Here is a 26595-nt window from a genome sequence, read left to right on the forward strand (position 1 = left end):
CTTTGCATGGATGAGGCGCCGATTACAACGCAGCCGGCTGACACAGACAAGTCAGGCCGGCAGGTCAGGCCAGGCGCAGCGATTCCGGATACGGCGGCGCGTCCGGATAGTCGTCCTCGCGCAGCCGCGCCTGCAGCTCGCGCCACCATTGCGGGTCGAACAGTTCGCCGTGCGCGCGCTTGACCGCCTCCAGCGACGCGGCGGGCAACCCCATGAACAGCGCGAAGCGCTCCGGGAACACGTCGCGCGCGGCGACGTGGAACCAGGGTTCGGCGGACATGGCTTCCTCGTCGTTGCGCGGCTGCGGCCAGTCGCGAAAGGTGCAATCGGTGACCAGGCACAGTTCGTCGTAGTCGTAGAACACGGCGCGCCCTTGCCGCGACACGCCGAAGTTCTTCAGCAGCATGTCGCCGGGGAAGATGTTGTTGCGCGCCATGTCCTTGATCGCCTGCGCGTAGTCCAGCGCCGCCTCGCGCGCCGCCTCGGCGGTCTGCTCGCGCAGGTACAGGTTCAGCGGGCGCAGCCGCCGCTGCACGTAGCACAGCTCGAAGATCAGATCGTCGCCATCCTCGCGCAGGCTGCGCGCGCAACCTTGCAGCAGTTCGGCGAGCAGCGCCGGCGCGAAGCGCGCGCGCGGGAAGCGCAGCGAACGGTAAGGCTGCGCGTCGAGCAGGCGGCCGACCCGGTCCAGGTTGAACACCAGCGCGTACTTGTCCTCTACCTGCTCGCGGCTCATCGTCTTCGGGTAGGCGAAGCGGTCGCGAATCAGCTTGAACACCAGCGGGTAGCTGGGCAGGGTGAACACCGCCATGACCATGCCCGGCGTGCCGTCGGCGTGCACCAGTTGCTCGTTGGGCTGGGCCTGGAAGTGGCGGAAGAAGGTGCGGAAGCGCTCGGTCTTGCCCTGCTTGGCGCGGCCGAGCATGGTGTACAGCTCGTCGATCGGCTTGTGCGGCAGCAGGCTGCGCAGGAACACCACCGCGTCGCCGACGGTGGCCAGGTCGGCCTGGAAATAGCTGCGCGAGATGCCGAACAGCTGCGCCACGTCGTTGCGCCTGGTCAGCACCGCCTCGGCGCGCAGGCCGTCGGCGTCGTTGACCAGCGCGATCACGCACGGCGAGAAGCGGTGTTCGCCGAACACGCGGCCGACCAGGTAGGCGCGGCGCTCGCGGTAGAACACCGTCTCCAGCAGCTCGATGCCGCGCACCGGTTGCTCGCCCCAGTGCGCCAGGTCGTCCTGCAGGCGCACCGCGATGGCCGCGGCGCAGCGCGTGCGGTGCGCGTACGGCACGTCGAACGGGTAGTCGCCGAGCACGCGCACGAACGCATCCACCGGCCGCGTCTCGGAGACCACGTAGTTGTGCCGCGCCACCGGATGGGTGATCGCGTCGGTGGGTTCGATGTCCAGCGCCACGAACTCGATCCGCGCATCCACGCCCTGGGTGCGGAAGAAGCGCCGGGTCAGTGTGTTGTAGAAAGTCTTGTACAACTCCTGATCGATCAGCCCGTGCAGTTGCGCGGCGAAGCTGTCGCGCACCTGCGCCCACAGCGTGCGGTCGTGGGTCTGGCCGAGCAGCAGCGTGCGCAGGCGCAGCATGCATTCGTCGATGCACTGGTCGTACAGCGCGATGCGCTCGACCGCGTCGTTGCGCGCGGCGTTCCAGTCGCGGCTCTCGAAGCGGCGGCGGGCGCGGCGGCTGATCTGCGCGAAGCGCGCGTGGTAGTCCTCGAAGGCGTCGCGGATGCTGCGCGCCACGGCGTCGGCGCGGGGTTCGGCGGGCATCGGCGGCGCGGGCGTGTCGGTCATGGCCGCAGTCTACCCGCGTGCGCGGCGGCGCACGCGCGTGCGACAGACGAGAACCATCGCGCGCGCTGTTGCGCCGCACGATGGCCGCGCTGTCGCCATTGCGCTGAGGCGACGGCGCAGTCGGGCGGCACGCGCACAAAAAAACCCGGCCGACGCATGCGCGCCGGCCGGGTTCGGTTGACGGTCTCGCTAGCTGACTACTACGCCGTCAGCGTCGCCAGCGCGGCGTTGAACGTCGCGCTCGGCCGCATCGCTTCGCTGACCAGGGCCAGGTTCGGGCGGTAGTAGCCCTGGATGTCGACCGGCTTGCCCTGCACGCCGTTGAGTTCGGCGACGATGGCGGCCTCGTGCTCGGCCAACTGCTTGGCCAGCGGTGCGAAGCGCGCCTTCAGCGCCGCGTCCTCGTCCTGCGCGGCCAGCGCCTGCGCCCAGTACAGGGCCAGGTAGAAATGGCTGCCGCGGTTGTCGAGTTCGCCGACCTTGCGCGAGGGCGACTTGTCGTTGTCCAGGAAGTGGCCGTTGGCCTGGTCCAGGGTCCGCGCCAGCACGCCGATGCTCGCGCTGCCTTCGCGCTGGCCCAGATGCTCCAGCGACGCGGCCAGGGCCAGGAACTCGCCCAGCGAATCCCAGCGCAGGTAGTTCTCTTCGACGAACTGCTGCACGTGCTTGGGCGCCGAACCGCCGGCACCGGTCTCGAACAGGCCGCCGCCGGCCATCAGCGGCACGATCGACAGCATCTTGGCGCTGGTGCCCAGCTCCATGATCGGGAACAGGTCGGTGAGGTAGTCGCGCAGCACGTTGCCGGTGACCGAGATGGTGTCCTCGCCCTTGCGGATGCGCTGCAGCGAGAACGCGGTCGCTTCCACCGGCGACAGGATGCGGATGTCCAGGCCCTTGGTGTCGTGGTCCTGCAGATAGCGCTCCACCTTCTGGATCATCAGCGCATCGTGCGCGCGCTGCGGATCCAGCCAGAACACGGCCGGGGTCTCGCTCAGCCGTGCGCGGCTGACCGCCAGCTTGACCCAGTCCTGGATCGGCGCGTCCTTGACCTGGCACATGCGCCAGATGTCGCCGGCTTCGACCGCATGCTCGAGCAGCAGCTTGCCGCCGGCATCGCTGACCCGCACCACGCCGTCGGCGGCGATCTGGAAGGTCTTGTCGTGCGAACCGTACTCCTCGGCCTTCTGCGCCATCAGGCCGACATTGGGCACGCTGCCCATCGTCGCCGGATCGAACGCGCCATGCCGCTTGCAGTCCTCGATCACCGCCTGGTACACGCCGGCGTAGCAGCGGTCCGGGATCAGCGCCTTGGTGTCCTGCAGCTTGCCCTCGGCGTTCCACATCTTGCCGGAGTCGCGGATCATCGCCGGCATCGACGCATCGACGATCACGTCGCTGGGCACGTGCAGGTTGGTGATGCCCTTGTCGGAATTGACCATCGCCAGCGCCGGGCGCTGCGCGTACACCGCCTGCAGATCGGCTTCGATCTGCGCGCGCTGCGCGTCCGGCAGGGTGGCGATGCGCGCATACAGATCGCCGATGCCGTTGTTCGGATCGAAGCCGACCTGCTTCAGCGCCTCGGCGTGCTTGTCCAGCACGTCCTGGTAGAACGCGCCGACCACCACGCCGAACATGATCGGGTCGGAGACCTTCATCATCGTCGCCTTCAGGTGCAGCGAGAACAGCACGTCCTGCTGCTTGGCATCGGCGATCTGCGCCTGCACGAAGCTGGCCAGCGCGCGCTTGCTCATCACTGCCGCGTCGATGATCTCGCCGGCCTGCACGGCGGTCTTTTCCTTCAGCACGGTCACCGCGCCGTCCTTGCCGACCAGTTCGATTTTGACGCTGCCGGCCTGCTCGATCAGTACCGAGCGCTCGCTGCCGTAGAAATCGCCGGCGTCCATGTGCGCCACATGCGACTTGGAGTCGGCGCTCCACGCGCCCATGCGGTGCGGGTGCTTGCGCGCATAGTTCTTCACCGACAGCGGCGCGCGGCGATCGGAATTGCCTTCGCGCAGCACCGGATTGACCGCGCTGCCCTTGACCCGGTCGTAGCGCGCCTTGGCCTCTTTCTGCTTGTCGTCCTGCGGCTCGTCCAGGTAGTCCGGCAGCGCGTAGCCCTGCTGCTGCAGTTCCTTGATCGCGGCCTTGAGCTGCGGCACCGAGGCGCTGATGTTGGGCAGCTTGATGATGTTGGCTTCCGGCGTGGTCGCCAGCTGGCCCAGCTCGGCCAGGTCGTCGGCGATGCGCTGATCCTCGCGCAGGTATTCGGGGAACTGCGAGATCAAGCGGCCGGCCAGCGAGATGTCGCGGGTTTCCACGGCGATGCCGGCGGTGCCGGCGAAGGCGGCGACGATCGGCAACAGCGACTGCGTCGCCAGGTACGGGGCTTCGTCGGTGAGCGTGTACAGGATCTTGGGCGTATTCGACATGAGTGACGTAGGCTCTCTTGCGATTCGGGAAGGACACGTTGCCGCGAACAAGACTGCGGGTGGCACGGCGCGGACGGCGTGCGGAGTGCAGAGCTTGCGACGCAGGGAAACCCTGCGACGGCGATGGCATGACGGCCGCCGATTGTCGCGTTTTCTGCGGGCCGGAGAAAGCGCTTGCATGGAACGGTGGAGATCGCCGCCGCCGCACCGGTGCATGCGCTTGCGCTGCGTGCGGCATGGCGCTGCGGCGATGGCTTGCGTTGGCTCGCAGGACAAATTCCGTCATCGCTTGCGGCACAAGGCGACGCGCCTTCCCTGCGCATGCGTATGGAACACGCTGCAGCGCATGCCGATGCCATCGGTGGCGCAACGACGCGGGCACGCCATGCGCCGGCGCATGGTTGCAGCGGGGCATGCGGTGCGGCGTGCGCGGCGCCACGCGCGATGCACGCATCGGCGATAGGCGCCTTGCGTGTCCCGGCACGCACGTTCGCCCATAAAAAAGGGCGCAGTCTCGCGACTGCGCCCAGCGTGCCGCGCCGGCCGGGAGAGAGTCGGCTGGCGCGATCCGTGACTGCGGTGTCCCTAGCGGGGCGCGATGCGCATCACTTGACTTCGAATTCCTGCGCCGTCCCGGCCGGCTGGCCGTTCACGGTGACCTCGGCCTTGTACTTGCCGGCCGGCCAACCCTTGGCGTTGGTAAACGAGACATTGGTGGTTTCCGCACCGGCCGTGGTCAGCGTCGCACTCTGCTCGCCGGCGGTCTGGCCGTCCTGGAACAGCAGCTTGGCGCCGATCGCGGTGTTGGTGGAGGAACCCTCGGTCTTCACCGAGACGATGATGGTGTCCTTGCTGCTCAGCGTGGTCAGCGGCGCCACCGTCTTGTCGGCGCCGGCGGTGTTGCCCACGGTCACCGAGGCGACCGTGACCGCGCCGGCGTTGGCCGCGGCGGGCGCCGTCTCTGCCGGACCCGGCATCGCCTCGGTCGGGGCCGACGAGGTCGGATCCGGCGTGGCGGTCTGGCTCTGCTCCTGCTTCTTGCAACCGGCCAGGGCCAGCGTGCCGACCAGCGCCAGCAGCAGCGGAGAGGCGAATGTCTTCGAATGGATCTTCATGAGGTGGTGCTCCTTGGATGGAATGACGGATCGCGCGCGTGGTTCGGCGCGTCAGGCGCGGGCAGGCAACTTCAAGGTCTGCCCGGGATAGATCTTGTCCGGATCGTCGAGCACGTCGCGGTTGGCTTCGAAGATGCGGGTCCAGGCGTTGCCGTCGCCGTAGTGCAGCTTGGCGATCTTGGACAACGAATCGCCCGACTTGACCACGTAGACCTGCTGCACCTGTTCGGCGGTGGTGTCCACCTGCGCCTGCACTGCGGAGAAATCCGCCTTCGGCGTGACGTCGGCGGTGGTGTCCACCTTGGCGGTGACTGCCGAAAAATCGGCGCGCTTGTCGCTGTTCATCGCATGTGGCTCCGTGCGTGGATGGGATGCCGCCACGGTTGCACAGGATTTGTTAAAAGCGGATCGCGCAGGCGTGAACGGCGTTGGCCCGATTCAGCCCCCGCGCTACTGGCGCGGGTCGCGGTGGAAGGCGATCGGCTCGGCCATGTCGGGCGTGGCGCGCCAGGGATTGATGTCCAGGCCGCCGCGGCGCGTGTAGCGCGCCTCGACCTGCAGCGACTGCGGGCGGCAACGTGTCAGCAGGTCGTGGAAGATCTGCTCGACGCACTGTTCGTGGAAGCCGGCATGCTCGCGGAAGCTGATCAGGTAGCGCAACAGGCCTTCGCGGTCGATGCGGCCGCCGCGATAGCGCACGCACAGCGTGGCCCAGTCCGGCTGGCCAGTGACCGGGCAGTTGGACTTGAGCAGTTCGCTGCTCAGCGTCTCCTCGACGATGTCGTCGGCCGCGGCGAGCAGGAACTGCGGACGTGGCGGGCCATAGCAGTCGATGGCGATGTCCAGCACGTCCAGCGACTCGCCGTCGCCCAGCGGATCCACCGGCGGCAGGCCGAACTCCATGGTCACGTCGGCGCCGGCGCGCGCCGACAGGTCGGTGACGATGCAGGCGCGCACCGCTTCGGCGCTGTTGAAGCGCATCGCGTTGAGCGAGTTGAGGTAGAGCTTGAGCGACTTGGATTCGATCAGCTGCGGCGAGGTGCACGGCACCTGCAAGGTGGCGGTGGCCACGCAGGGCTTGCCCTGCGCGTCCAGCCAGCCCAGTTCGTAGGCATGCCAGCGGTCGAGGCCGAAGAACGGCAGCGGCGCGGCGTCCAGGCCGATCTCGGCGCGGCCCCCGGCGCGGGGGATCGGGAACAGCAGCGCGGGGTCGTACTGCGAGGGATACGCGACCTCGCGGCCGAGACTGGAATCCTGGGGGGTGTTCATGCCGGCCAGTCTAGCGTTGGCGGTCTGGCTGGAAGGTGTATGGGAGGCCGGGATTGGGGAGTCGGGAGTCGGGATTGGCAAAAGCGCGCCGCGCGAGCTGCGGCTTGGCCAATTCATCCGGATCCGGAAGTGCCGGGGAGTGCGGCGCTATCTCCGCCCCGGTAAACCGCTTTGACGAATCCCCAATCCCCAATCCCCAATCACCGCTTCATCCCCAGATAGTCCAGCGACACCTGCAGCAGCGCGCGCAGGCCCACGTCCAGTGCCGATTCGTCGAGCAGGAACTGCGGCGAGTGGTTGCTCGGCGCGGTCGCCGGATCGATGCCGGGGCCGGTGGCGCCGACGAAGAAGAACATCGACGGCACCTGCTGCGCGTAGAACGAGAAGTCTTCCGCGCCCATCTGCAACGGCGGCTCGTAGACGTTGTCGGCACCGACCACCGCCTGCAGGCTGGGCAGCATCTTCGCGGTCAGCGCCGGGTCGTTGACCGTGGCCGGGTTGCCGTCCTGGTCCGGCACGTGCGCCTCGGCCTTGGCGCCGTGCGCGGCGGCGGTGTGCTCGGCGACGGTCTTCAGGTCGGCGAAGATCTGCTGGCGCATGCCTTCGTCGAAGGTGCGGATGGTGCCGACCATCTCCACGTCGTCGGGAATGATGTTGTAGCGGATGCCGCCCTTGATCGCGCCGAAGCTGAGCACCGCCGGCTGCCTGGAAATGTTGGCGCGGCGGCTGACCACGGTCTGCGCCGCACCGATCAGGTCGGCGCTGGCCACGATCGGGTCGATCCCGTTCCACGGCGCCGAACCGTGGGTCTGGCGGCCGATCACCTTGATGCTGAAGCGGTCCGAGGCGGCCATCAGCGGGCCGCCGCGCACCGCGATCTTGCCCGCCTGCACGCTGGAGAACACGTGCAGGCCGAACATCGCGTCGGGCTTGAAGTCGCGGAACAGGCCTTCCTTCAGCATCAGCGAGGCGCCGCCCTCCTCGTTGCCCGGCGCGCCCTCCTCGGAAGGCTGGAACACCAGCATCACCTCGCCCGGCAGCTGCGCGCGCATCGCCACCAGCGCTTCGGCCACGCCCAGCAGGATGCTGGTGTGGGCGTCGTGGCCGCAGGCGTGCATGACCCCGACGGTCTCGCCGCGGTACTCGCCGGTGGCCTTGGACGCGAACGCCAGGCCGGTCTGCTCGGTCACCGGCAGCGCGTCCATGTCCGCGCGCAGGGCGATCTTCGGCCCCGGCAGCGCGCCCTTGATGATCGCCACCACGCCGTGGTGGGCGATCCCGGTCTGCGGCTTCAGGCCCAGCGCGCGCAGCCGCTCGGCGACCTTGGCCGCGGTGCGCTCCTCGCGGTTGGACAGCTCCGGGTGCTGGTGGAAATCGCGCCGCCAGTCGACCACCTTGGCCTGCAGCTTGGCCGCGGCGGCCGCCACTTCCGGGCGTTCGGCGGACTGGGCGCAGGCCAGCGCGGGGACGGCGAGCAGCAGGGCGGACAGCAGGCGGGACAGGCGCGGCATGGGCAATCTCCGATCGGTTCTTTGCATGGCGTTCAGTCAATGTATTGCATTCGCGGCGCGCCGGCACCGGCCGGCGCGCCGCCACGGCGAAAAAACCCTTAGGAATCCGTGTCAACCGATCCACCGCCGGTGCGTTGCCGCTATCAGCGCCCATGGCCGCGGGCGCACGTCCCCCCTCCCTTAAGTCATGGTCCAATCGCAACGCGCCGGCGATATGCTTCACCGCTTGTCGCACCAGCCATTGCGGGAGGGTCCCCTACCCCGCCTCGCCACAGGAGTTCCCCCCGGATGTCGCGTTTCTGGAAGATTGCGCTGCTGATCGTCGCAGCGGTGGTCGTGGTGCTGGTGGGCGCGCACTTCCTGCGCAGCGGTCACGGCCATGGCCGCGGCGGCGCGGAGGCGGGCGGCGATGGCGACGACAGCACGCCGATCCCGGTGACGGTGGTCGCCGCCAGCAGCCAGGCGGTGCCGATCTACGCCACCTCCACCGGCACGGTGACCGCGCTGGCCACGGTCACGGTCAATCCGCAGGTCGGCGGGCAGCTGATGAGCCTGAACTTCCGTGAAGGCCAGGAAGTGAAGAAGGGCGACGTGCTGGCGCAGATCGACCCGCGCTCGCTGCAGGCCAGCTACGACGAGGCGGCGGCGAGCAAGCGCCAGAACCAGGCGTTGCTGGCCACCGCCCGCTCCACCTTCCAGCGCTCCGATTCGCCGGCCTACCGCCAGTACGTGGCCAAGACCGACCTGGACACGCAGCGCAACCAGGTGGCGCAGTACGAGGCCGCGGTGGCCGCCAACGACGCATCGATGCGCGCGGCGCAGGTGCAACTGCAGTACACCCGCATCCTCGCCCCGATCGACGGCATCACCGGCCTGCGCGGCGTGGACGTGGGCAACATCGTCAGCACCAGCAGCAGCATCGTCACCATCACCCAGATCCATCCGATCTACGTGGTCTTCAACCTGGCCGAGCGCGAGCTGCAGGGCCTGCGCGAGGCGCAGGCGGCCGGCCCGCTGACGGTGGCGGCGCTGGACCGCACCGATGCGCACGTGATCGCCGGCGACGGCAAGGTCGACGTGGTCGACAACCAGATCAGCAGCGACACCGGCACCTTCAAGGTGCGCGCGGTGTTCCCCAACCCCGGCAACGCGCTGTGGCCGGGCCAGTTCGTCAACGTGCGGCTGACCCTGCGCACGCTGGACAGCGGCGTGGTGGTGCCGACCCAGGCGGTGCAGCGCGGCCCCGACGGCGACTACGTGTACGTGGTGCAGGGCGACAACACGGTCAAGATGCAGACGGTCAAGCAGGGCGCGGAAGTCGGCGACAGCCAGGTGCAGCTGGCGCAGGGCCTGAAGGCCGGCGAACGGGTGGTGACCGAAGGCCAGTTCCGGCTCAAGCCGGGCAGCAAGGTCGCCCCGCTGAAGCCGGGCGAGGCGCCGCCGCAGCCGAGCGAGGCCGAGCTGAAGGCGGCCGAGAGCAAGCAGCAGCGCAAGGACGGCGGCGGCGGCCGTCGCGGCGGCGGACCGCGCTGAGCAGGCCGGCATCGGCACGCGCGGCATGCGGTTCACACCCGCGGTGGCGGCGCGTCTGGATGACGGGCAGAGCACTCGCTCCTCGCCCGTCACCCTCAAGAGGAATCCCATCATGACCAATGTCGTCATCGCCTCCCAAGACCCGCTTGCGCAGAGTCTGCAGACGTTTCTGATCAACCAGCAGGGCTTCGTCGCCGGTCCGCCGCTCGACGCGCTGCAGAACGGCAACCAGCTGTGGATCGTCGCCCACGACAACGAACTGGGCGACGGCAGCGCGTTCCTGCAGGCGCTGCTGCAGCACACCGACTTTCCGATGGACGTCGCGTTCGAGGTGGTGCTGATCGTGTGCAGCGCCGGCAGCCTGAACTTCGGCAGCGACCTGCTGACGCCCGCCGAGCGGATCGCCAACGCGTTGAGCCGCACCGTCATCGCCTCGACCACCGACGTCTACGGGCAATGGGGGCCGCACGGATACGCGTTCCAGGGCAACTTCGTCACGGTCGCCCCGAACAGCGATCTGACCAACCTGTTCGACCAGATGTCACTCGACGACTGACGCAACGGCTTTCCCCGGCCCCGGTCCGTCCGGGTCCGGGACCTCACCAGCAAGGATATTCCTGTGGGCTTTTCGACGATCTTCATCCGCCGCCCGATCGCCACCACCTTGCTGATGGCAGGCGTGCTGTTGCTCGGCATCCTCGGCTACCGGCAGCTGCCGGTGTCGGCGCTGCCGGAGATCGACTCGCCGAGCCTGGTGGTGACCACCCAGTACCCCGGTGCCAACGCCAGCACCATGGCCTCGCTGGTGACCACGCCGCTGGAGCGGCAGCTGGGGCAGATCTCCGGGCTGCAGATGATGACCTCCGATTCGTCGGCGGGCCTGTCCACGATCATCCTGCAGTTCGCGATGGACCGCGACATCGACATCGCCGCGCAGGACGTGCAGGCGGCGATCCGCCAGTCCACCCTGCCCTCGTCGCTGCCCTACCAGCCGGTCTACAACCGGGTGAACCCGGCCGACGCGGCGATCATCACCCTCAAGCTCAGCTCCGAGACGCTGCCGCTGCGCGACGTCAACAACTACGCCGACTCGATCCTGGCGCAGCGCCTGTCGCAGGTGCCCGGCGTGGGCCTGGTGTCGATCGCCGGCAACGTGCGCCCGGCCGTGCGCATCCAGGTCAATCCGGCGCAGCTGTCGAACATGGGCCTGACCATGGAGGCGCTGCGCAGCGCGCTGACCGAGACCAACGTCAACGCGCCGAAGGGCTCGCTCAACGGCAAGACCCAGTCCTACAGCATCGGCACCAACGACCAGCTGTCCAGCGCCGCCGACTACCGCGACACCGTCATCAGCTACAAGAACGGCGCGCCGGTGCGGCTGTCGGACGTGGCGCAGGTGGTGGACGGGGTGGAGAACGACCAGCTCGCGGCCTGGGCCGACGGCAAGCCGGCGGTGCTGCTGGAGATCCGCCGCCAGCCCGGCGCCAACATCGTGCAGACGGTGGAACAGATCCGCACGATCCTGCCGCAACTGCAGGCGGTGCTGCCCAGCGGCGTGCACCTGGACGTGTTCTCCGACCGCACCGAGACCATCCGCGCCTCGGTGCACGAGGTCAAGTTCACCCTGATCCTGACCATCGGCCTGGTGGTCGCGGTGATCTTCGTGTTCCTGCGCCGCCTGTGGGCCACGATCATCCCGTCGGTGGCCGTGCCGCTGTCGCTGGCCGGCACCTTCGCGGTGATGGCCTTCGCCGGCATGTCGCTGGACAACCTGTCGCTGATGGCGCTGGTGGTGGCCACCGGCTTCGTGGTCGACGATGCGATCGTGATGATCGAGAACATCGTGCGCTACATCGAACAGGGCAAGAGCGGACCGGAGGCGGCGGAGATCGGCGCCAAGCAGATCGGTTTCACCGTGCTGTCGCTGACCGTGTCGCTGGTGGCGGTGTTCCTGCCGCTGCTGCTGATGCCGGGCGTCACCGGGCGCCTGTTCCACGAGTTCGCCTGGGTGCTGTCGATCGCGGTGACGATCTCGATGCTGGTGTCGCTGACGCTGACCCCGATGATGTGCGCCTACCTGCTCAAGCCCGATGCGCTGCCCGAAGGCGAGGACGCGCACGAACGGGCGGCCGCGGCCGGCAAGACCACCGTGTGGACGCGCACCGTGGCGCTGTACGAGCGCTCGCTGGACTGGGTGCTCGGGCACCAGCCGCTGACCCTGGCGATCGCGCTGGCGACGATGGTGCTGACCGTGGTGCTGTACGTGGTGATCCCCAAGGGCCTGCTGCCCGAGCAGGACACCGGGCTGATCACCGGCGTGGTCCAGGCCGACCAGAACGTGGCGTTCCCGCAGATGCAGCAGCGCACCCAGGCGGTGGCCGAGGCGCTGCGCCGGGATCCGGCGGTGACCGGCGTGGCCGCGTTCATCGGCGCCGGCTCGATGAATCCCACCCTCAACCAGGGCCAGCTGAGCATCGTGCTGAAGACCCGCGGCGACCGCGACAGCCTGGAGGAGGTGCTGCCGCGGCTGCAGAAGGCGGTGGCCGGCCTGCCCGGCGTGGCGCTGTATCTGAAGCCGGTGCAGGACGTGACCCTGGACACGCGCGTGGCCGCCACCGAATACCAGTACTCGCTGTCGGACGTGGACAGCGCCGAACTGGCGACCCAGGCCGCGCGCCTGACCGAGGCGCTGCGCAAGCGCCCGGAACTGGCCGACGTGGACAACAACCTGGCCAACCAGGGCCGCGCGCTGGAGCTGACCGTCGACCGCGACAAGGCCAGCGCGCTGGGCGTGCCGATGCAGACCATCGACGACACCCTGTACGACGCCTTCGGCCAGCGCCAGATCTCCACCATCTTCACCCAGCTCAACCAGTACCGCGTGGTGCTGGAAGTGGCGCCGCAGTTCCGCAACAGCACCGCGCTGCTGCACCAGCTGGCGGTGTCCAGCAACGGCAGCGGCGCGCTGACCGCCAGCAACGCCACCAACTTCGGCCAGACCACCTCCAGCAACTCGTCCACCGCCACCGGCATCGGCAACCAGAACACCGGCATCTCGGTCGGCAGCGGCGGCACCGTGCCGCTGGCCGCGGTGGCCGAGGCCAGGATCGCGACCACGCCGCTGGTGGTCAGCCACCAGCAGCAGCTGCCGGCGATCACCGTCTCGTTCAACCTGGCGCCGGGCTACTCGCTGTCGCAGGCGGTGGCGGCGATCGAGGAGACCAACGAGCAACTGCAGCTGCCGCCGCAGCTGCATGCCGAATTCATCGGCAAGGCCGCCGAATACACCGGCAGCCAGACCGACATCGTGTGGCTGCTGCTGGCCTCGGTGGTGCTGATCTACATCGTGCTCGGCGTGCTCTACGAGAGCTACATCCATCCGCTGACGATCATCTCCACGCTGCCGCCGGCCGGCGTCGGCGCGTTGCTGGCGCTGATGCTGTGCGGGCTGAGCCTGTCGGTGGACGGCATCGTCGGCATCGTGCTGCTGATCGGCATCGTCAAGAAGAACGCGATCATGATGATCGACTTCGCGATCGACGCGCGCCGCGAGGGCGCCAACGCGCACGATGCGATCCGCCGCGCCTGCCTGCTGCGCTTCCGCCCGATCATGATGACCACCGCCGCGGCGATGCTCGGCGCGCTGCCGCTGGCGCTGGGCGACGGCATCGGCTCGGAGCTGCGGCGCCCGCTGGGCATCGCCATCGTCGGCGGCCTGCTGCTGTCGCAGCTGGTCACCCTGTACACCACGCCGGTGATCTACCTGTACATGGAACGCGCCTCCGAGCGGATGCGCGCCTACCGCGAACGCCGCGCCGCGCGGCGCGAGGCGGCAGTGGCGGCGGCGGGGCGGACGGCATGAGTTGCCGGGAATGGGGAAACGGGAATCGGGAATCGCACGGCGTCTGCGGCCTGCGGTCCCCACGAACGCCTGACGACTTGCGCGAGCAAGGAGCGTGCAAGCGCGCCGCCTTCCGAATCCCCAATCCCCAATCCCCAATCCCGGCTCCATGAACATCTCCGGCCCCTTCATCCGCCGCCCGATCGGCACCACGCTGTTGGCCATCGGCCTGTTCGTGATCGGCATGATGTGCTACCTGCGCCTGGGCGTGGCGGCGCTGCCGAACATCTCTATTCCGGTGATCTTCGTGCAGGCCAGCCAGGCCGGCGCCGATGCCTCGACGATGGCGTCCACGGTCACCGCGCCGCTGGAACGGCACCTGGGCCAGATCCCCGGCATCGACACCATGCGTTCCTCCAGTTCGGAGGGGAACAGCCAGGTGTTCATGATGTTCCAGAGCGACCGCAACATCGATTCGGCCGCGCAGGACGTGCAGACCGCGATCAATTCCGCGCAGGCGGACCTGCCCTCGGGCCTGTCCACGCCGCGCTACCAGAAGGCCAATCCCAACGACGATCCGGTCATCGCCATCGCGCTGACCTCCGACACTCAATCGGCCGACGAGCTGTACAACGTCGCCGACTCGCTGCTGGCGCAGCGCCTGCGCCAGATCAGCGGCGTGGCCTCGGTCGACATCGGCGGCGCCTCGACCCCGGCGGTGCGGGTGGACGTGAACCTGCGCGCGCTCAACGCGATGGGGTTGACCCCGGACGACCTGCGCAACGCGGTGCGCGCGGCCAACGTGACCTCGCCCACCGGCTTCCTCAGCGACGGCAGCTCCACCACCGCGATCGTGGCCAACGATTCGGTGGCCAAGGCCGCCGACTTCGCCCAGCTGGTGATCTCGCAGCAGGACGGCCGCACCGTGCGCCTGCGCGACATCGCCAACGTCTACGACGGCCAGCAGGACGCCTACCAGGCGGCCTGGTTCGGCGGCAAGCCGGCGGTGGTGATGTACGTGTTCACCCGCGCCGGCGCCAACATCGTGGAGACGGTGGACCGGGTCAAGGCGCAGATCCCGATGCTGCGCGGCTACCTGCAGCCGGGCACCAAGATGTCCGCCTACTTCGACCGCACGCCGACCATCCGCGCCTCGTTGAACGAGGTCCAGGCCACGCTGCTGATCAGCCTGGCGATGGTGGTGCTGACCATGGCGCTGTTCCTGCGCCGGCTGGCGCCGACGCTGATCGCCGCGGCCACGGTGCCGCTGTCGCTGGCCGGCGCGGCGCTGGCGATGTACGTCATGGGCTTCACCCTGAACAACCTGAGCCTGCTGGCGCTGGTGATCGCGATCGGCTTCGTCGTGGACGATGCGATCGTGGTGATCGAGAACATCATGCGCCACCTCGACGAAGGCATGTCGCGGCTGGATGCGGCGCTGGCCGGCGCGCGCGAGATCGGCTTCACCATCGTCTCGATCACCGCCTCGCTGGTGGCGGTGTTCATCCCGATCCTGTTCGCCAGCGGCATGATCGGCACGTTCTTCCGCGAGTTCACCGTGACCCTGGTCGCGGCGATCTGCGTCTCGGCGGTGGTCTCGCTGACCCTGACCCCGGCGCTGTGCAGCCGCTTCCTGTCCGCGCATGCCGAACCGGAACGGCCGAGCCGCTTCGGCGCCTGGCTGGAGCGCGTGCATGCCGGCATGCTGCGCGTGTACACCGTGGCGCTGGATTTCTCGCTGCGCCATGCGCTGCTGCTGGCGCTGACCCCGCTGCTGCTGATCGCCGCCACCGTGTTCCTGGCCGGCGCGGTGAAGAAGGGCTCGTTCCCGGCCCAGGACACCGGCCTGATCTGGGGCCGCGCCAGCTCCAGCGCCACCGTGTCCTTCGCCGACATGGTCAAGCGCCAGCGCCGCATCACCGACATGCTGATGTCCGATCCGGCGGTGAAGATCGTCGGCGCGCGCCTGGGCAGCAGCCGCCAGGGTTCCAGCGCCAGCTTCAACATCGAGCTCAAGCGCCACGACGAGGGCCGCACCGAGACCACCGCGCAGGTGCTGTCGCGGCTCAGCGCCAAGGCCGACCGCTACCCGGACCTGCAGCTGCGCCTGCGCGCGATCCAGGACCTGCCCAGCGACGGCGGCGGCGGCACCAGCCAGGGCGCGCAATACCGCGTCTCGCTGCAGGGCAACGACAACGCCCAGTTGCAGGAATGGCTGCCCAAGCTGCAGGCCGCGCTGAAACAGAATCCGAAGCTGCGCGACGTCGGCACCGACGTGGACACCGCCGGCCTGCGCCAGAACATCGTCATCGACCGCGCCCAGGCCGCGCGCCTGGGCGTGTCGATCGGCGCGATCGACGGCGCGCTGTACGGCGCGTTCGGCCAGCGCCAGATCTCCACGATCTATTCGGATCTCAACCAGTACAGCGTGGTGGTCAACGCGCTGCCCGAGCAGACCGCCACGCCGGCGGCGCTGGACCGGATCTACGTGCCCACGCGCAGCGGCGCGATGGTGCCGCTCACCGCGGTGGCGCACCAGGTGCCGGGCCTGGCGCCGCCGCAGATCACCCATCAGAACCAGTACACGACGATGGATCTGAGCTACAACCTGGCGCCCGGGGTGAGCACCGGCGAAGGCGACGCGATCATCGCCGCCACCGTTGCCGGCCTGCGCATGCCCGGCGACATCCGCATCGCCGACGGCGGCGGCTTCGGCGTGGCGCTGCAGCCGAACTCGATGCTGATCCTGGTGCTGGCGGCGATCGTGGTGGTCTACATCGTGCTGGGCATGCTGTACGAGAGCCTGGTGCACCCGGTGACGATCCTGTCCACGCTGCCGGCCGCGGGCATGGGCGCGCTGCTGGCGCTGTGGGTCACCAACACCGAGCTGTCGGTGATCTCGATGATCGCGCTGGTGTTGCTGATCGGCATCGTCAAGAAGAACGCGATCATGATGATCGACTTCGCGCTGGTCGCCGAGCGCCAGCATGGCAAGTCGCCGCTGGAGGCGGTGCGCGAAGCCTGCGTGGTGCGCTTCCGCCCGATCATGATGACCACGATGGTGGCGATCCTGGCGGCGGTGCCGCTGGCGGTGGGCCTGGGCGAAGGCTCGGAGCTGCGCCGTCCGCTGGGCATCGCGATGATCGGCGGCCTGCTGATCTCGCAGAGCCTGACCCTGCTCAGCACCCCGGCGCTGTATGTGATCTTCTCGTGCCTGCGCGAGCGTTGGCGCGCGCGGCGGGCACGCAAGCGCGAGCGGCGCCTGGCGCGCACCGCACCGCAAGCGGCTGCATTGCGCTAGCCGAGGTCGCCCTTCGCGCGCGGTGCCTGGTGCCATGGCAGTTCCCTTCTCCCATCGGGAGAAGGTGCCCCGCACGGGCGGAGCCTCGCGCACCCCAACTCCGCGAGACGCTGCGCGCCGGACCCTCACCCCAACCCCTCTCCCGACGGGAGAGGGGCTTAGGTTGTTCCTTCTCCCATCGGGAGAAGGTGCCCCGCAGGGGCGGATGAGGGTACGGGCGCAGCCTCGCGCACCCCAACTCCGCGAGATGCTTCGCGCCGGACCCTCACCCCAACCCCTCTCCCGGTGGGAGAGGGGCTCAGGCTATTCCTTCTCCCCTCGGGAGAAGGTGCCCCGTAGGGGCGGATAAGGGTCCGGGCGCAGCCTCGTGCACCCAAACTCCGCGAGACGCTTCGCGCCGGACCCTCACCCCAACCCCTCTCCCGAGGGGAGAGGGGCTAGCGGCCGCTCAGCCCTGCAGCGCTTCCAGCGAGGCGCGCTCGATGCCGGCGTAGATCGCGAATTCGTCGTGCACCGCCGCGCCCAGCGCCTGTTCGAATGCGGCACGGTTGGCGTGCGCGGCATAGGCGCGCTGTTCGCCGCCACCCAGGTTGGACTGGAAGATGCCGGCGGCGCTGACCGGCAGGAAGTCCTCGTAGACGATCGGATCGGCGCTGGCCAAACCGTCGGCGATCAGCGACTCGGCGGGCCGGCCGGCCAAGCCCGCGGCACCGGCGGCGCGGCCGGCCTCGGTCAGCGCATAGCGGAAATAGCCCAGGCCTTCGCGGCGCAGCGTGGCGTAATCGTCGGGGAACTCGGCGAACGCGGCCTGCAGGCGCGTGGCGTAGTCGCCGCCGGCGCTGCCGTCGGCGGCGCGCGCGCGCTCCAGCAAGGCGTCGTACAGCGCGCGGCCCTTCGGGGTCAGGGCCAAACCACGCTGCTCGATCTCGCCGAAGCGCGCGGTGTGGGTGCCGGCCTCGGCGGCGCCGTCGCCGGCCGGAAAACGCACCGTCTCCTCCAGCGCCTTGAAGCTGGTCTGGCGCAGCAGGATCGGGCAGCGCCGCCGCGGCGGGCCTTCGATCACCGCCTTGGCGTCGATGCCCCGGCGCAGCATGTCCGCCTGCGCGGCGTCGATGTCCAGCGTGCGCGGGGTCAGGTGGTTGATGTGCGGGCCGTGGAAACTGACCACGTCGGCGATCAGCTTGTGCGCATCGCTCAACGCGCGATAGGTCGGCAGCGTCACGGTGGCGTCGCTGTGCCAGCGGAAGGTCTCCAGCGCCTCGGCGACGAAGCGCTGCGCGTCGGCCTCGCCCAGCCCGCCGTCGCGCTCGCAGCGTTCGATCAGCTGCAGCGCGCCATCGGTGAAGATGCGCCGCTGCGCGAGGATCTGCGCGGCCTGCGCGCGCAGGGCCGGATCTTCGATCAGTTCCAGCCGCAGCAGCGAGGTGAACACGCGGAACGGATTGCGCGCCAGCGCCGCCGCGTCGAGCGGGCGAAACGCGGTGGAATGCACCGGCACCCCGGCCACCGACAGGTCGTAATAGCCGACCGGATGCATGCCCATCACCGCGAACAAGCGCCGCAGCGTGGCCAGTTCCTCGGCGCTGCCGACGCGGATCGCGCCATGCCGTTCCTGGTCCAGCCGCGCGCGCTCGTCGTTGCGCTGCAGCTGCGCGTCCAGCGCTGGATCGGCGGCCAGGGTCGCCGCGTTGACCTGCGCCACCAGCTCCATCAGCGCGCCGTACAGCGGCACCTCGGTGCGGTACATGTCGGACATGGCCTGCGCGAACAGGCTGCGGATGGCATCGGGCGAAACGAAAGCAGTGGTCATCGGACGGTCCGGAGCGGCGGTAGCGCCGGGCACCAGGTCCGGCAGAACGCCTATTCTCGCGCCGCGGCGGCGGCGCGGCCAGTCGTCCGCGTGGATCGCCGCCATGACGCGTGCAATGGAAGCGAAAGGTCCTGGCTTGGGTGGCTTGATCTGGAATCGAGCCGGAAGCGGTCGGCAGCAGGATCGGCGCGCTTGCCGCCAGGTGCCACGCGGTGAGGGCTTGCAAGTTGGCCGCAAGCCTCCTGTGGGAGCGACTTCAGTCGCGACGCGCCAGCAAGCGGCGCTTGGCGGTTTCCAGGGGCAACCGACCCAGGCTTGGCAAGCGAAGGACGAGATCGACGCGTCGCGACTGAAGTCGCTCCCACAGGGGTTTCGCTGGATTGGCTTGGTATTGCGGGCATTCGAGCGGAGCCTCCGCATCGGCCGTGCGCCGCCGACCGCCTCCCGTACGGCGTCGGCGGCGCCTACTGCGCCGCCGCTTGGTCGCGCTGCGCGCGGTCGCCGAGCTGCCGGCGCAACAGCGCATCCAGCTGGATCGGCCGGTCCCAGTGGTCGTAGCTGGCGACGATGGCATGGCGCAGCGCGCGGTAGGTCAGCGAACCCGGTTCGACCTGCAACGCGCTCGCCACGTCCGCCCAGCTGGCGTCCGGGCCGGCGCTGGCCCGCGCACGCACCACCTCGCGGTACGGCAGCCCCGCCGCCTTGGCCAGGAAGCCCGCGAAGTAGATGTCGCGCGGCGGCCAGCGGCGCTCGCGCAGCAGCGCCTCGGCATAGCCGCGCGGCAACTGCGCGTAGCGCGCTACCTCATCCAGGAAACTGTCCGGATAGCGCGCGGCATAGCGGTCGATGTCCAGCAGCTGGCGGTCGACCCAGGCATCGCCGCTGCCGGGCTCGGCCGCATCCGCCACTGCGGCGCTCGGCGCCGCCGCCTCCTGGGCCATTGCGGCGCTCGCCATGCATAGCGCCAGCGGCAGGATCAGACAGACGGAGCGCAGGCGGGACGGCATGCGTCGATTCTGCCGGATGCCGGCATCGCTGTCAGGGTGGCGCGGTCGGTACGGTCGTCAAGCAAGGCCCGCGAGGCGCCGCATCCGCCTGGCATGGCAGATAGGCTCGGCTACCGCCCCGCACAAGCGCGCTTCCGATAAGGAAGCACCGGCACCGATGGTATGCGGCCACTCCGCTCGGGCCGCTCCCGCGGCGCACCGGCCAACGCGAGGCGCGCGCTCACGTGCTGCCGCTACCAGCGCCTGCTTTCGTACTCGCTGCACGCACCGGCGGCGTGGCGATCGAGGCCTCGGGGACAGGCGCCGCGAGCGCCCTCACGCCGGCGGCAAGCCACCTTGCGCCGCCGCATGCCGGTTCAGGTCGGCCACCGCCTGCGGCCACTCGGCCGCCGTGGCCACCTCGCGCAGACGCGGTTCGTCGGCGGCCACACCATGCTCGGCCTCGTGCGCCCAGGTGGTGGCATAGGGCGTATGGATGCCCCAGCCGCCGAGCGCGATCACCGGTTCCACGTCCGAGCGCAGCGAGTTGCCGATCATCGCGAAGCGCTCGGCGCCGATGCCGAATTCGGCCAGCACCTTGGCGTAGGTCTTGGGGTCCTTTTCCGACACGATCTCGATGCGCGGGAACAGCGCGCCGAGTCCGGATTGCGCGATCTTCGCTTCCTGGTGGAACAGATCGCCCTTGGTGATCAGCACCACCTCGAAATCGGCGGCGATCGCCGCCACCGCTTCGCGCACGCCAGCGATCACCTCCACCGGATGCTGCAGCGTGGCGCGGCCGATCTCGACGATGCGCTGCAGATCGCGCGCGGAAATGCGTGCCTCGGTCAACTCGATCGCCGCCTCGATCATCGACAGGGTCATGCCCTTGGCGCCGTAGCCGAACACCTTCAGGTTGCGTCGCTCCACCGTCAGCAGATGCTGCTGGGTGGCGACGTCGCGCAGGTCCAGGTAGTGGCCGAGAATGGCTTCGAACGCGGCTTCGGCGTCGCGGTAGTAGTCCTCGCTTTTCCACAGCGTGTCGTCGCCGTCGAAGCCGACCAGGGCGATGGCGGAGGAGCGCAGAGCGGTAGGAGTAGGCATCGCGCAAGCATAGCAGCGCCGCCTATTGCGCCGCAGGATCGCCGGGGCCGGGCTGGTAGTGCGCGTACTCCTCGCGCGACAACGCCCCGTCGGCATCGGCGTCGAACGTATCGAAGGTTTCGCGCAGGACCGGGTCGGCGGCGGCCTCGGGACGGCCGATGCGGCCATCGCGATCCAGATCCAGGGCGGCGAAACTGCGGGCGCCTGCGGCGGCGCCGACGTCGCTGGCCGGCGCTGCCGGCACCGGCAGGGTCGACGCCGGCGGCGCAGGCAACGGCGGCAGTGCGGCCGGCGCCGGGGTGGGCGCGGGTGTCGGCACAGGGATGGGCAGGACCGGTGCGGCAGGATCCTGCTGCGGCGCGGCCGTGCCGGCTGCGGCAACAACCGCCAATGACGACGCCAGGCACAGACGCAGCGAATAGCGTGAAGAACTCATGGGCAGCCCCATCCAACGGCGAATGGACACCCTACTCCTTGCGGCGCTGCTGATGGCCGCATCGATGCCCGGCCGTGCCGATTCTTCGGTAGCAGCGCAAAAAAGGAAGGGCGGCACAAGCCGCCCTTCCTCATATGCATCTGTCACGTTCGATTGGGCCGTTACGCCGTGTCCGCGCCGCGGTCGGCACGCACCTTCGTCTCTGCGCGTACCGGCCGCGGCGCCTTGACGCCGTCGGCGTTACTGACCGTTGCTGCCGGCGGCGGCGCCGCCCTGCTGCTGTTTGGCGACGTACGCCTTGTATTCATCCGGGGTCAACTTGCCGTTGTGATCGGCATCGGCCTGCGCAAAGATCTGGCTGAGGCCTGCATTGACCTGCGCTTCCTGCTTGCTGATGGCGCCGTCGCTATCGGTATCGACATCGGCCCAGGTCTGGCCGCCGCCCGAAGCGCCGGATTGTGCGGGCTGCCCGGTCGCGCTGGTCGGCGACTGCGCCTGGGTGGCGGCATCGCTCTGCGCATCCTGGGCGAAGGCCGGCAGGGCCAGGGCGGCGGCGAGAATGGCGGCGGTCCCGATCAGCGGCGTGCGGTTGCGAATGTTCATGGGTGGTCTCCTGTGCTCTCTCGGTTGTGGCATGCCCGGTTGAATCCGGTGCATGGCCACACCGTGCCGGTGCCAGGCTGAATCCATTCCCTTGCGAAAAAACGCAGGCAACGCTTCGTTAACCACAGCGTGGAAAACACGCGTTACCCGCTTGGTTAGCAAGCGGTGAGCGTGCGGTAAGCCATTCGTTCGAGGTGTTTGCAAACCAGAAAAAAACCGTGTGTTTCACACGATTTCGCGGTCGCGCTCGCCGGATTTTTCGCTTGAACGCGAACTGAACGCGACCCAGGCCGCGGCGACACCGGCAAGCGCACCGGAGACTTCCAGCACCACCCGCGAGCCCAACTCGTTCGGATCGTGGATGCTGGCCAGCGCCAGCCGCGCATACAACGGCGACTCCAGGCGCACGATGCCGGTGTAGAACAGGTTCCAGCAATCGATCCCGGCCGACACCGCGACCGCGATCAGGCACGACCAGCCCAGCGCATGGCCTTCGGACCATTGCAGCCAGCGGCACAGGCGGTGCCACAACGCGTACACGAGGAACCCGACCGCGAACGCGATCAGCCCGGCTTCGAGCGAGCCCAGCAGGCCGAAGTGCAGCGGGAGATTCATTGCGGTGCTTCCTGGTTGTCGGGAGAGCGCCAGTCTAGGTGGTGTGGCGACCGGTGTGCGGTCCTCACCGCGCATACGGGCATCGTCGCAAAGGGCGATGTCGGCGGCGTCTGCGTGACTATTGCCCGAGGCCGCCGGGAGCCGTGCTCACGCTGGCAATCGACCGACAGGCACGCATCAGCCCTCGTTCTCGGCAGTGGCGCTCACCACCGGTGCGCCGTCTTCGTCCCAGCGCACCGTCACCAGCATCGGCCGGCAACACACCTGGCAATCCTCCACGTATTGCTGCGCCTCGACCGACGGGTCCAGCGCCAGGTCGATCCATTCGCCGCAATACGGGCACTGCAGGTCGATGAAGCTTTGTTGCATGCCGGACATGATGTTGGCCTGGGAAGCGAGACGAACGGCTAGCGTACCGGTACGTCGTAGGCGGTGCCGGGACTGGGTTCGGGCTGGAAGGTGTAGTGCCACCATTCCAGCGGGTAGTTGGCGAAGCCCTGCGCCGCCATCGCGCGCAGCAGGCGCTGGCGGTTCGCGCGCTGCGCCGCATCGATCGCGGCCGCGTCGGTGTGCGCCAACGGGTCGAAGAAGTCGAAGCCGGTGCCCATGTCCAGCGGCGCGCAATGGCCGCTGCGGCAGTCGAGCAGGCCTAGGTCCACCGTCGCGCCGCGGCTGTGGCCGGAGCTCTCGGCGATGTAGTCGCCGAGCAGCACGCGCTTGTCCAGGTGCGGGTAGTAGCGCGCCTTGGCGACCTGGTCGCCGAGGTCGCCCGCCCAGGCCACGAAGGCGCGCACCGAACGCTGCGGCCGGTAGCAGTCGAACACCTGCAGGCCGTAACCCTCGGCGCGCAACGCGCGCTGCACGCGCGCCAGCGCCTGCGCGGCCGGGGCCAGCAGATAGCACTTCGGCGCGTCGTAGCCGGGCACCGGGCGGCCGGTGAAGTTGTCGTGGCCGGCGTAGCGGATGTCCATCGCGATGTCCGGCACGACGTCGTGCACGTCCACCAACCCGGCTTGCGCGGGCGTGGTCGCCGGCGATACGGCCGGCGTGGCCGCCGCGCTCAGCGCGTTGCCCGGGCCGGCAAGCGCACATGCGGCGAACAGCACGAGCGCGACCCGGCGCGCGCGCAATGCCTGGCGCAGCTGATGCGGCACCGGATGCAGCACAACGGAGCAGAAATACGGCATGGGCCCAGCATAGGCCATCACGCCACACGACGGCTCTCCCCCATTCGCTTCGCTCACGGGCACATAAAGGCGATCGCCCGTCTGCCGCTCAGACGTCGTTGCTCATGGTGCTCGTCGCCTTGCGCCCGCGACGCGGCGCCAGCTTGCCCATGGCCTTGCGCGCGGGCGACGGCGCAGGACCGCCGCCCACCGCCGTGTCGGGCCACGGCTGCAGAGCAGGCTCCGATGCTGCTTCCTGAGCCGGGCGATGCGTCAGCAAACCGAAGACCATGCCGCTCGACAGCACCGTGATTGCACTGAGGATGTAGAGCAGGATGCGAAAGGCGTCGCCGTAGCCGTGCACCAGCAAGGCCTGATCGATACCGGGCAATACGCTCCCCGCATGCGCCAGGTCGCCCATCGCCAGGCGCTGCGCGGCCTCGGGCAGGGCGTGCGCGAGATCCGCCGGGCCCACATCGCGCAAGCGTGACTGCACCAGGCCGGCGAGCATGGCCGCCACCACGGCCAGCGCCACGCCTTCGCCGGCCACGCGCGTGGTGCTGAAGATGCCCATGGCCATGCCGGCGCGCTCCTTGGGCACCACGCTCACGGCCAAGCCATCCATCAGGCCCCAGGGCAGGCTGGTACCCAGGCCGATCACCAGCAGCGGGGCCAGCCAATGCGCGGCAGGCTGTCCCGGCGTGCACTGCGCCAGCCACGCCAGGCCGCCGGCGGCGGTCAGCAATCCGATGCCGGAGATCAGCCCGGCCGACAGCCAGCGCGTCAGCATGCCCGCCAGGATCGGCACGATCAGCATCGGTGCGGACAGCGCGATCATCATGCGTCCGGCCGCCAGCGCGCTGTACCCCTCGATGCCGATGAAGCGCGCCGGCAACAGCACCTGCAGCACGACGTAGCAATAGGCCGGCGCCGCCGCCAGGAACTGCACGCCGACGAAGCGCGGGTAGCGGAACAGGGACAGGTCCAGCATGGGCCGCTTCGCCCTGGTCTCGATCAGCACGAAGGCCGCCAGCAGCGCAGCCGCAGCAGCCAGCAGGCCGGCCACCCTGCGGTCGCCCCAGCCGTGCTCCGGCACCTGCAGCAGCGCATAGGTGAACAGCGTCAACGCCGCGGTGAAACCGAGGGCGCCGAGCCAGTCCAAGCCTTGCGCCTCCGGGTCGCGCGATTCGGGCATGCCGCGCCAGCCGCAGAGCAGCGCCAGCGCACCTAGCACGGTGGCGCTCAAAAAGACCGAACGCCATCCCAGGCGCTCGATCAGCAACCCGGAGAGCACCGGCCCGAACGCCAGGCCGACGCCGAAGGTGGTGCCCAGCAGGCTGAAGGCCCGCGCCCGCGCATGGCCGTCGAATTCCTGGGCCAGTGCCGCAGCGCCGCCGGCAAAGGCCGCCGCGCCGGCCACGCCCTGCACGGCGCGCAGCGCATCGAGCCAGACGATGTCCGGCACGAAGACCAGGGCCAGCGAGGCGGCGGCGAACCCGCCCACGCCGAGAACGAACAGGCGGCGGCGGCCGAACTGGTCGGCGAGCGCGCCGGCCGCCATCAGGCAGCCGCCGAAGCCCAGCATGAAGGCATTGGTCACCCAGTTCAGGGCGACGGGACTGCCCCCCAGGCTTTGCCCGATGGCGGGCAGCGCCACCGCCGGGCCGGTGAAGCTTAGCGGCATGGACAGGGCAGCGAGCAGGACCGCGCCGAGAAGCACCCATTTCTTCGCGTTGGCAGCGTGCGTGGGGTCGGGGAAATGCATGTCGGATCCTTTGTCGAACGCATCCACAAAATGGATCGACAAAAGATAGGATGGCTCCAATCGGCTTGGAACAAGCCATGATTCCCGACAGAAACGACAAATAGTCGTCAATCCGTTCCCCGAAAAGGCCAAGAAAATGGACCATGTGAGCGGGCTGACCGCGTTCGTCCGTGCCGCCGAGACCCGCAGCTACGTCGCCGCATCCAGAGTGCTGGGGCTGTCGCCCTCGGCCATCGGCAAGAGCATCGCGCGGCTCGAAGCCAAGCTCGGCGTGCGCCTGTTCCATCGCAGCACGCGCAGCATCGCCCTCACCGAGGAAGGCATGCAGTTCTTCGAGCGCTGCCGCCGGATCCTGGAAGACCTGGAAGATGCGCAGGCTGCGCTCGGCAAGAACGCGAGCGCGCCGCGCGGACGCCTGCGCATCAGCGTGCCCGCCGCGGGGCACCGGCTGCTGATGCCGGTGTTGCCGGCTTTCGTCCAGGCGTATCCGGAGGTGGAGCTCGACATCGATTTCAGCGACCGGCTGGTGGACGTCGTCGACGAAGGCTTCGACATGGCGATCCGCAGCGGCACACTGGCGGACTCGCGGCTTTCGGCGCGCGGCCTGTGCCCGTTCCGCTTCAGGCTGTGCGGCTCGCCGCAGTACTTCGCCAACCACGGCATGCCCGCGCACCCGCTGGACCTGGCGGCCCATCGCTGCCTGCGCTTCAAGTACCCCTCGAGCGGCAAGCTGCAGGAGTGGCGCCTGAGCGAGGCGGGTGCCGACCTGGCCGAACTGCGCGTGCCCACCACCATGACATTGGGCAGCATCGAAGCCACGCTGAGCGCGGCCATCGGCGGCATGGGCATCGCCTACCTGCCCGATTTCGCAGTGGACGACGCGCTGCAGCAGGGCCTGCTGCAGACGGCGCTGGAGCACTACAACGTCGTCGACGGCACGTTCTGGATGCTGTGGCCTTCGCACCGCCACGTGCTGCCCAAACTGCGCGTGTGGATCGACCATCTCTCGGCCAGCCTGGGCACGCGCGGCGACCACGCGGGGCGATGAACTGAAGCATTGCTGCCGCTTGCGTCAGCAATGCCGTCCGAACGTTGTGTCCTTGCGCGAGCCAGGCAGACGCTGGCGCAGCGTTCCTGAAAATGTCCCGTACATGCAGCAGCTCCCGATGCGCGGCGCTGCATCGCAGGGCAAGCGAAATCGAATGCCGGTGCGAGCCACAAGCGACTGCGCCGCGGCGGCTCCTTGCTGCACGAGAGACATTGGCCACCAGCCCGGTGAACCCGAGCTGGTGCCTGGCGCA

Annotated in this window: 20 protein-coding genes; 5 read left to right on the forward strand and 15 right to left on the reverse strand. The window is 69.1% G+C overall.

Annotated features, from left to right (window positions below; translation table 11 throughout):
- Positions 1-64 precede the first annotated feature (64 nt).
- The 6 genes from aceK to HDC36_RS12635 form a co-directional block, all read right to left on the reverse strand.
- Entirely contained in the window at positions 65-1807 is a 1743-nt protein-coding gene (gene aceK / locus HDC36_RS12610) for a bifunctional isocitrate dehydrogenase kinase/phosphatase (protein WP_179567770.1), read from the reverse strand.
- A 200-nt stretch (positions 1808-2007) separates the two neighbouring features.
- Entirely contained in the window at positions 2008-4239 is a 2232-nt protein-coding gene (locus HDC36_RS12615; protein WP_179567772.1) for an NADP-dependent isocitrate dehydrogenase, read from the reverse strand.
- Between the two features lie 605 nt (positions 4240-4844).
- Complete coding sequence (locus tag HDC36_RS12620; RefSeq protein WP_179567774.1) at positions 4845-5354, reverse strand: hypothetical protein; 510 nt, start codon at positions 5352-5354, stop codon at positions 4845-4847.
- A gap of 51 nt (positions 5355-5405) precedes the next feature.
- A complete protein-coding gene (locus HDC36_RS12625; protein WP_179567776.1) occupies positions 5406-5699 on the reverse strand; it encodes a LysM peptidoglycan-binding domain-containing protein in 294 nt (97 codons plus the stop codon).
- Positions 5700-5804: 105 nt separating this feature from the next.
- Positions 5805-6623 carry an NADPH-dependent 7-cyano-7-deazaguanine reductase QueF gene (queF, locus tag HDC36_RS12630; RefSeq protein ID WP_179567778.1) on the reverse strand — a complete coding sequence of 273 codons (819 nt, stop codon included), beginning with the start codon at positions 6621-6623 and terminating at the stop codon, positions 5805-5807.
- A gap of 200 nt (positions 6624-6823) precedes the next feature.
- The gene (locus tag HDC36_RS12635) at positions 6824-8134 is read right to left on the reverse strand and encodes a M20 family metallopeptidase (protein ID WP_179567780.1); all 1311 of its coding nucleotides are present in this window, start codon (positions 8132-8134) and stop codon (positions 6824-6826) included.
- Positions 8135-8422: 288 nt separating this feature from the next.
- Here HDC36_RS12635 and HDC36_RS12640 point away from each other — a divergent pair, with 288 nt between their 5' ends.
- From HDC36_RS12640 to HDC36_RS12655, 4 genes are all read left to right on the forward strand, one after another.
- The gene (locus tag HDC36_RS12640) at positions 8423-9667 is read left to right on the forward strand and encodes an efflux RND transporter periplasmic adaptor subunit (RefSeq protein WP_179567782.1); all 1245 of its coding nucleotides are present in this window, start codon (positions 8423-8425) and stop codon (positions 9665-9667) included.
- Between the two features lie 112 nt (positions 9668-9779).
- Positions 9780-10223: a hypothetical protein gene (locus HDC36_RS12645; RefSeq protein WP_179567784.1), complete on the forward strand. Its 444-nt coding sequence runs from the start codon at positions 9780-9782 to the stop codon at positions 10221-10223.
- Between the two features lie 63 nt (positions 10224-10286).
- Positions 10287-13529, forward strand: a complete 3243-nt coding sequence (locus HDC36_RS12650; protein WP_179567786.1) for an efflux RND transporter permease subunit — start codon at positions 10287-10289, stop codon at positions 13527-13529.
- Between the two features lie 148 nt (positions 13530-13677).
- Positions 13678-16809 carry an efflux RND transporter permease subunit gene (locus HDC36_RS12655; protein ID WP_179567788.1) on the forward strand — a complete coding sequence of 1044 codons (3132 nt, stop codon included), beginning with the start codon at positions 13678-13680 and terminating at the stop codon, positions 16807-16809.
- Positions 16810-17257: 448 nt separating this feature from the next.
- Here the strand turns inward: HDC36_RS12655 and HDC36_RS12660 are convergent, their stop codons facing one another.
- The 9 genes from HDC36_RS12660 to HDC36_RS12700 all read right to left on the reverse strand — a co-directional run bounded on the left by HDC36_RS12660 (position 17258) and on the right by HDC36_RS12700 (position 25426).
- On the reverse strand, positions 17258-18619 hold the full coding sequence (locus HDC36_RS12660) for a VOC family protein (RefSeq protein ID WP_179567790.1): 1362 nt from the start codon (positions 18617-18619) through the stop codon (positions 17258-17260).
- Between the two features lie 464 nt (positions 18620-19083).
- Entirely contained in the window at positions 19084-19626 is a 543-nt protein-coding gene (locus tag HDC36_RS12665; RefSeq protein WP_179567792.1) for a hypothetical protein, read from the reverse strand.
- Between the two features lie 315 nt (positions 19627-19941).
- Positions 19942-20709 carry an HAD family hydrolase gene (locus HDC36_RS12670; RefSeq protein ID WP_179567794.1) on the reverse strand — a complete coding sequence of 256 codons (768 nt, stop codon included), beginning with the start codon at positions 20707-20709 and terminating at the stop codon, positions 19942-19944.
- Positions 20710-20731: 22 nt separating this feature from the next.
- Complete coding sequence (locus HDC36_RS12675) at positions 20732-21145, reverse strand: EF-hand domain-containing protein (RefSeq protein ID WP_179567796.1); 414 nt, start codon at positions 21143-21145, stop codon at positions 20732-20734.
- A 240-nt stretch (positions 21146-21385) separates the two neighbouring features.
- Positions 21386-21748 (reverse strand): EF-hand domain-containing protein, encoded by a 363-nt coding sequence (locus HDC36_RS12680; RefSeq protein WP_179567798.1) that lies wholly within the window; start codon positions 21746-21748, stop codon positions 21386-21388.
- A 225-nt stretch (positions 21749-21973) separates the two neighbouring features.
- Entirely contained in the window at positions 21974-22363 is a 390-nt protein-coding gene (locus HDC36_RS12685; RefSeq protein ID WP_179567800.1) for a hypothetical protein, read from the reverse strand.
- A 177-nt stretch (positions 22364-22540) separates the two neighbouring features.
- Entirely contained in the window at positions 22541-22741 is a 201-nt protein-coding gene (locus tag HDC36_RS12690; protein ID WP_179567802.1) for a CPXCG motif-containing cysteine-rich protein, read from the reverse strand.
- 29 nt (positions 22742-22770) lie between these two features.
- Entirely contained in the window at positions 22771-23550 is a 780-nt protein-coding gene (locus HDC36_RS12695; protein WP_225209858.1) for a M15 family metallopeptidase, read from the reverse strand.
- A gap of 88 nt (positions 23551-23638) precedes the next feature.
- Positions 23639-25426: an MFS transporter gene (locus HDC36_RS12700; RefSeq protein WP_218848166.1), complete on the reverse strand. Its 1788-nt coding sequence runs from the start codon at positions 25424-25426 to the stop codon at positions 23639-23641.
- A 4-nt stretch (positions 25427-25430) separates the two neighbouring features.
- Between HDC36_RS12700 and HDC36_RS12705 the strand changes: the two genes are divergently transcribed.
- Positions 25431-26342, forward strand: coding sequence for a LysR substrate-binding domain-containing protein (locus HDC36_RS12705; protein WP_179567806.1), 912 nt, complete (start codon positions 25431-25433; stop codon positions 26340-26342).
- Positions 26343-26595: the final 253 nt, after the last annotated feature.

This window comes from Xanthomonas sp. JAI131 (assembly GCF_013410075.1).
GTDB lineage: Bacteria > Pseudomonadota > Gammaproteobacteria > Xanthomonadales > Xanthomonadaceae > Xanthomonas_A > Xanthomonas_A bonasiae.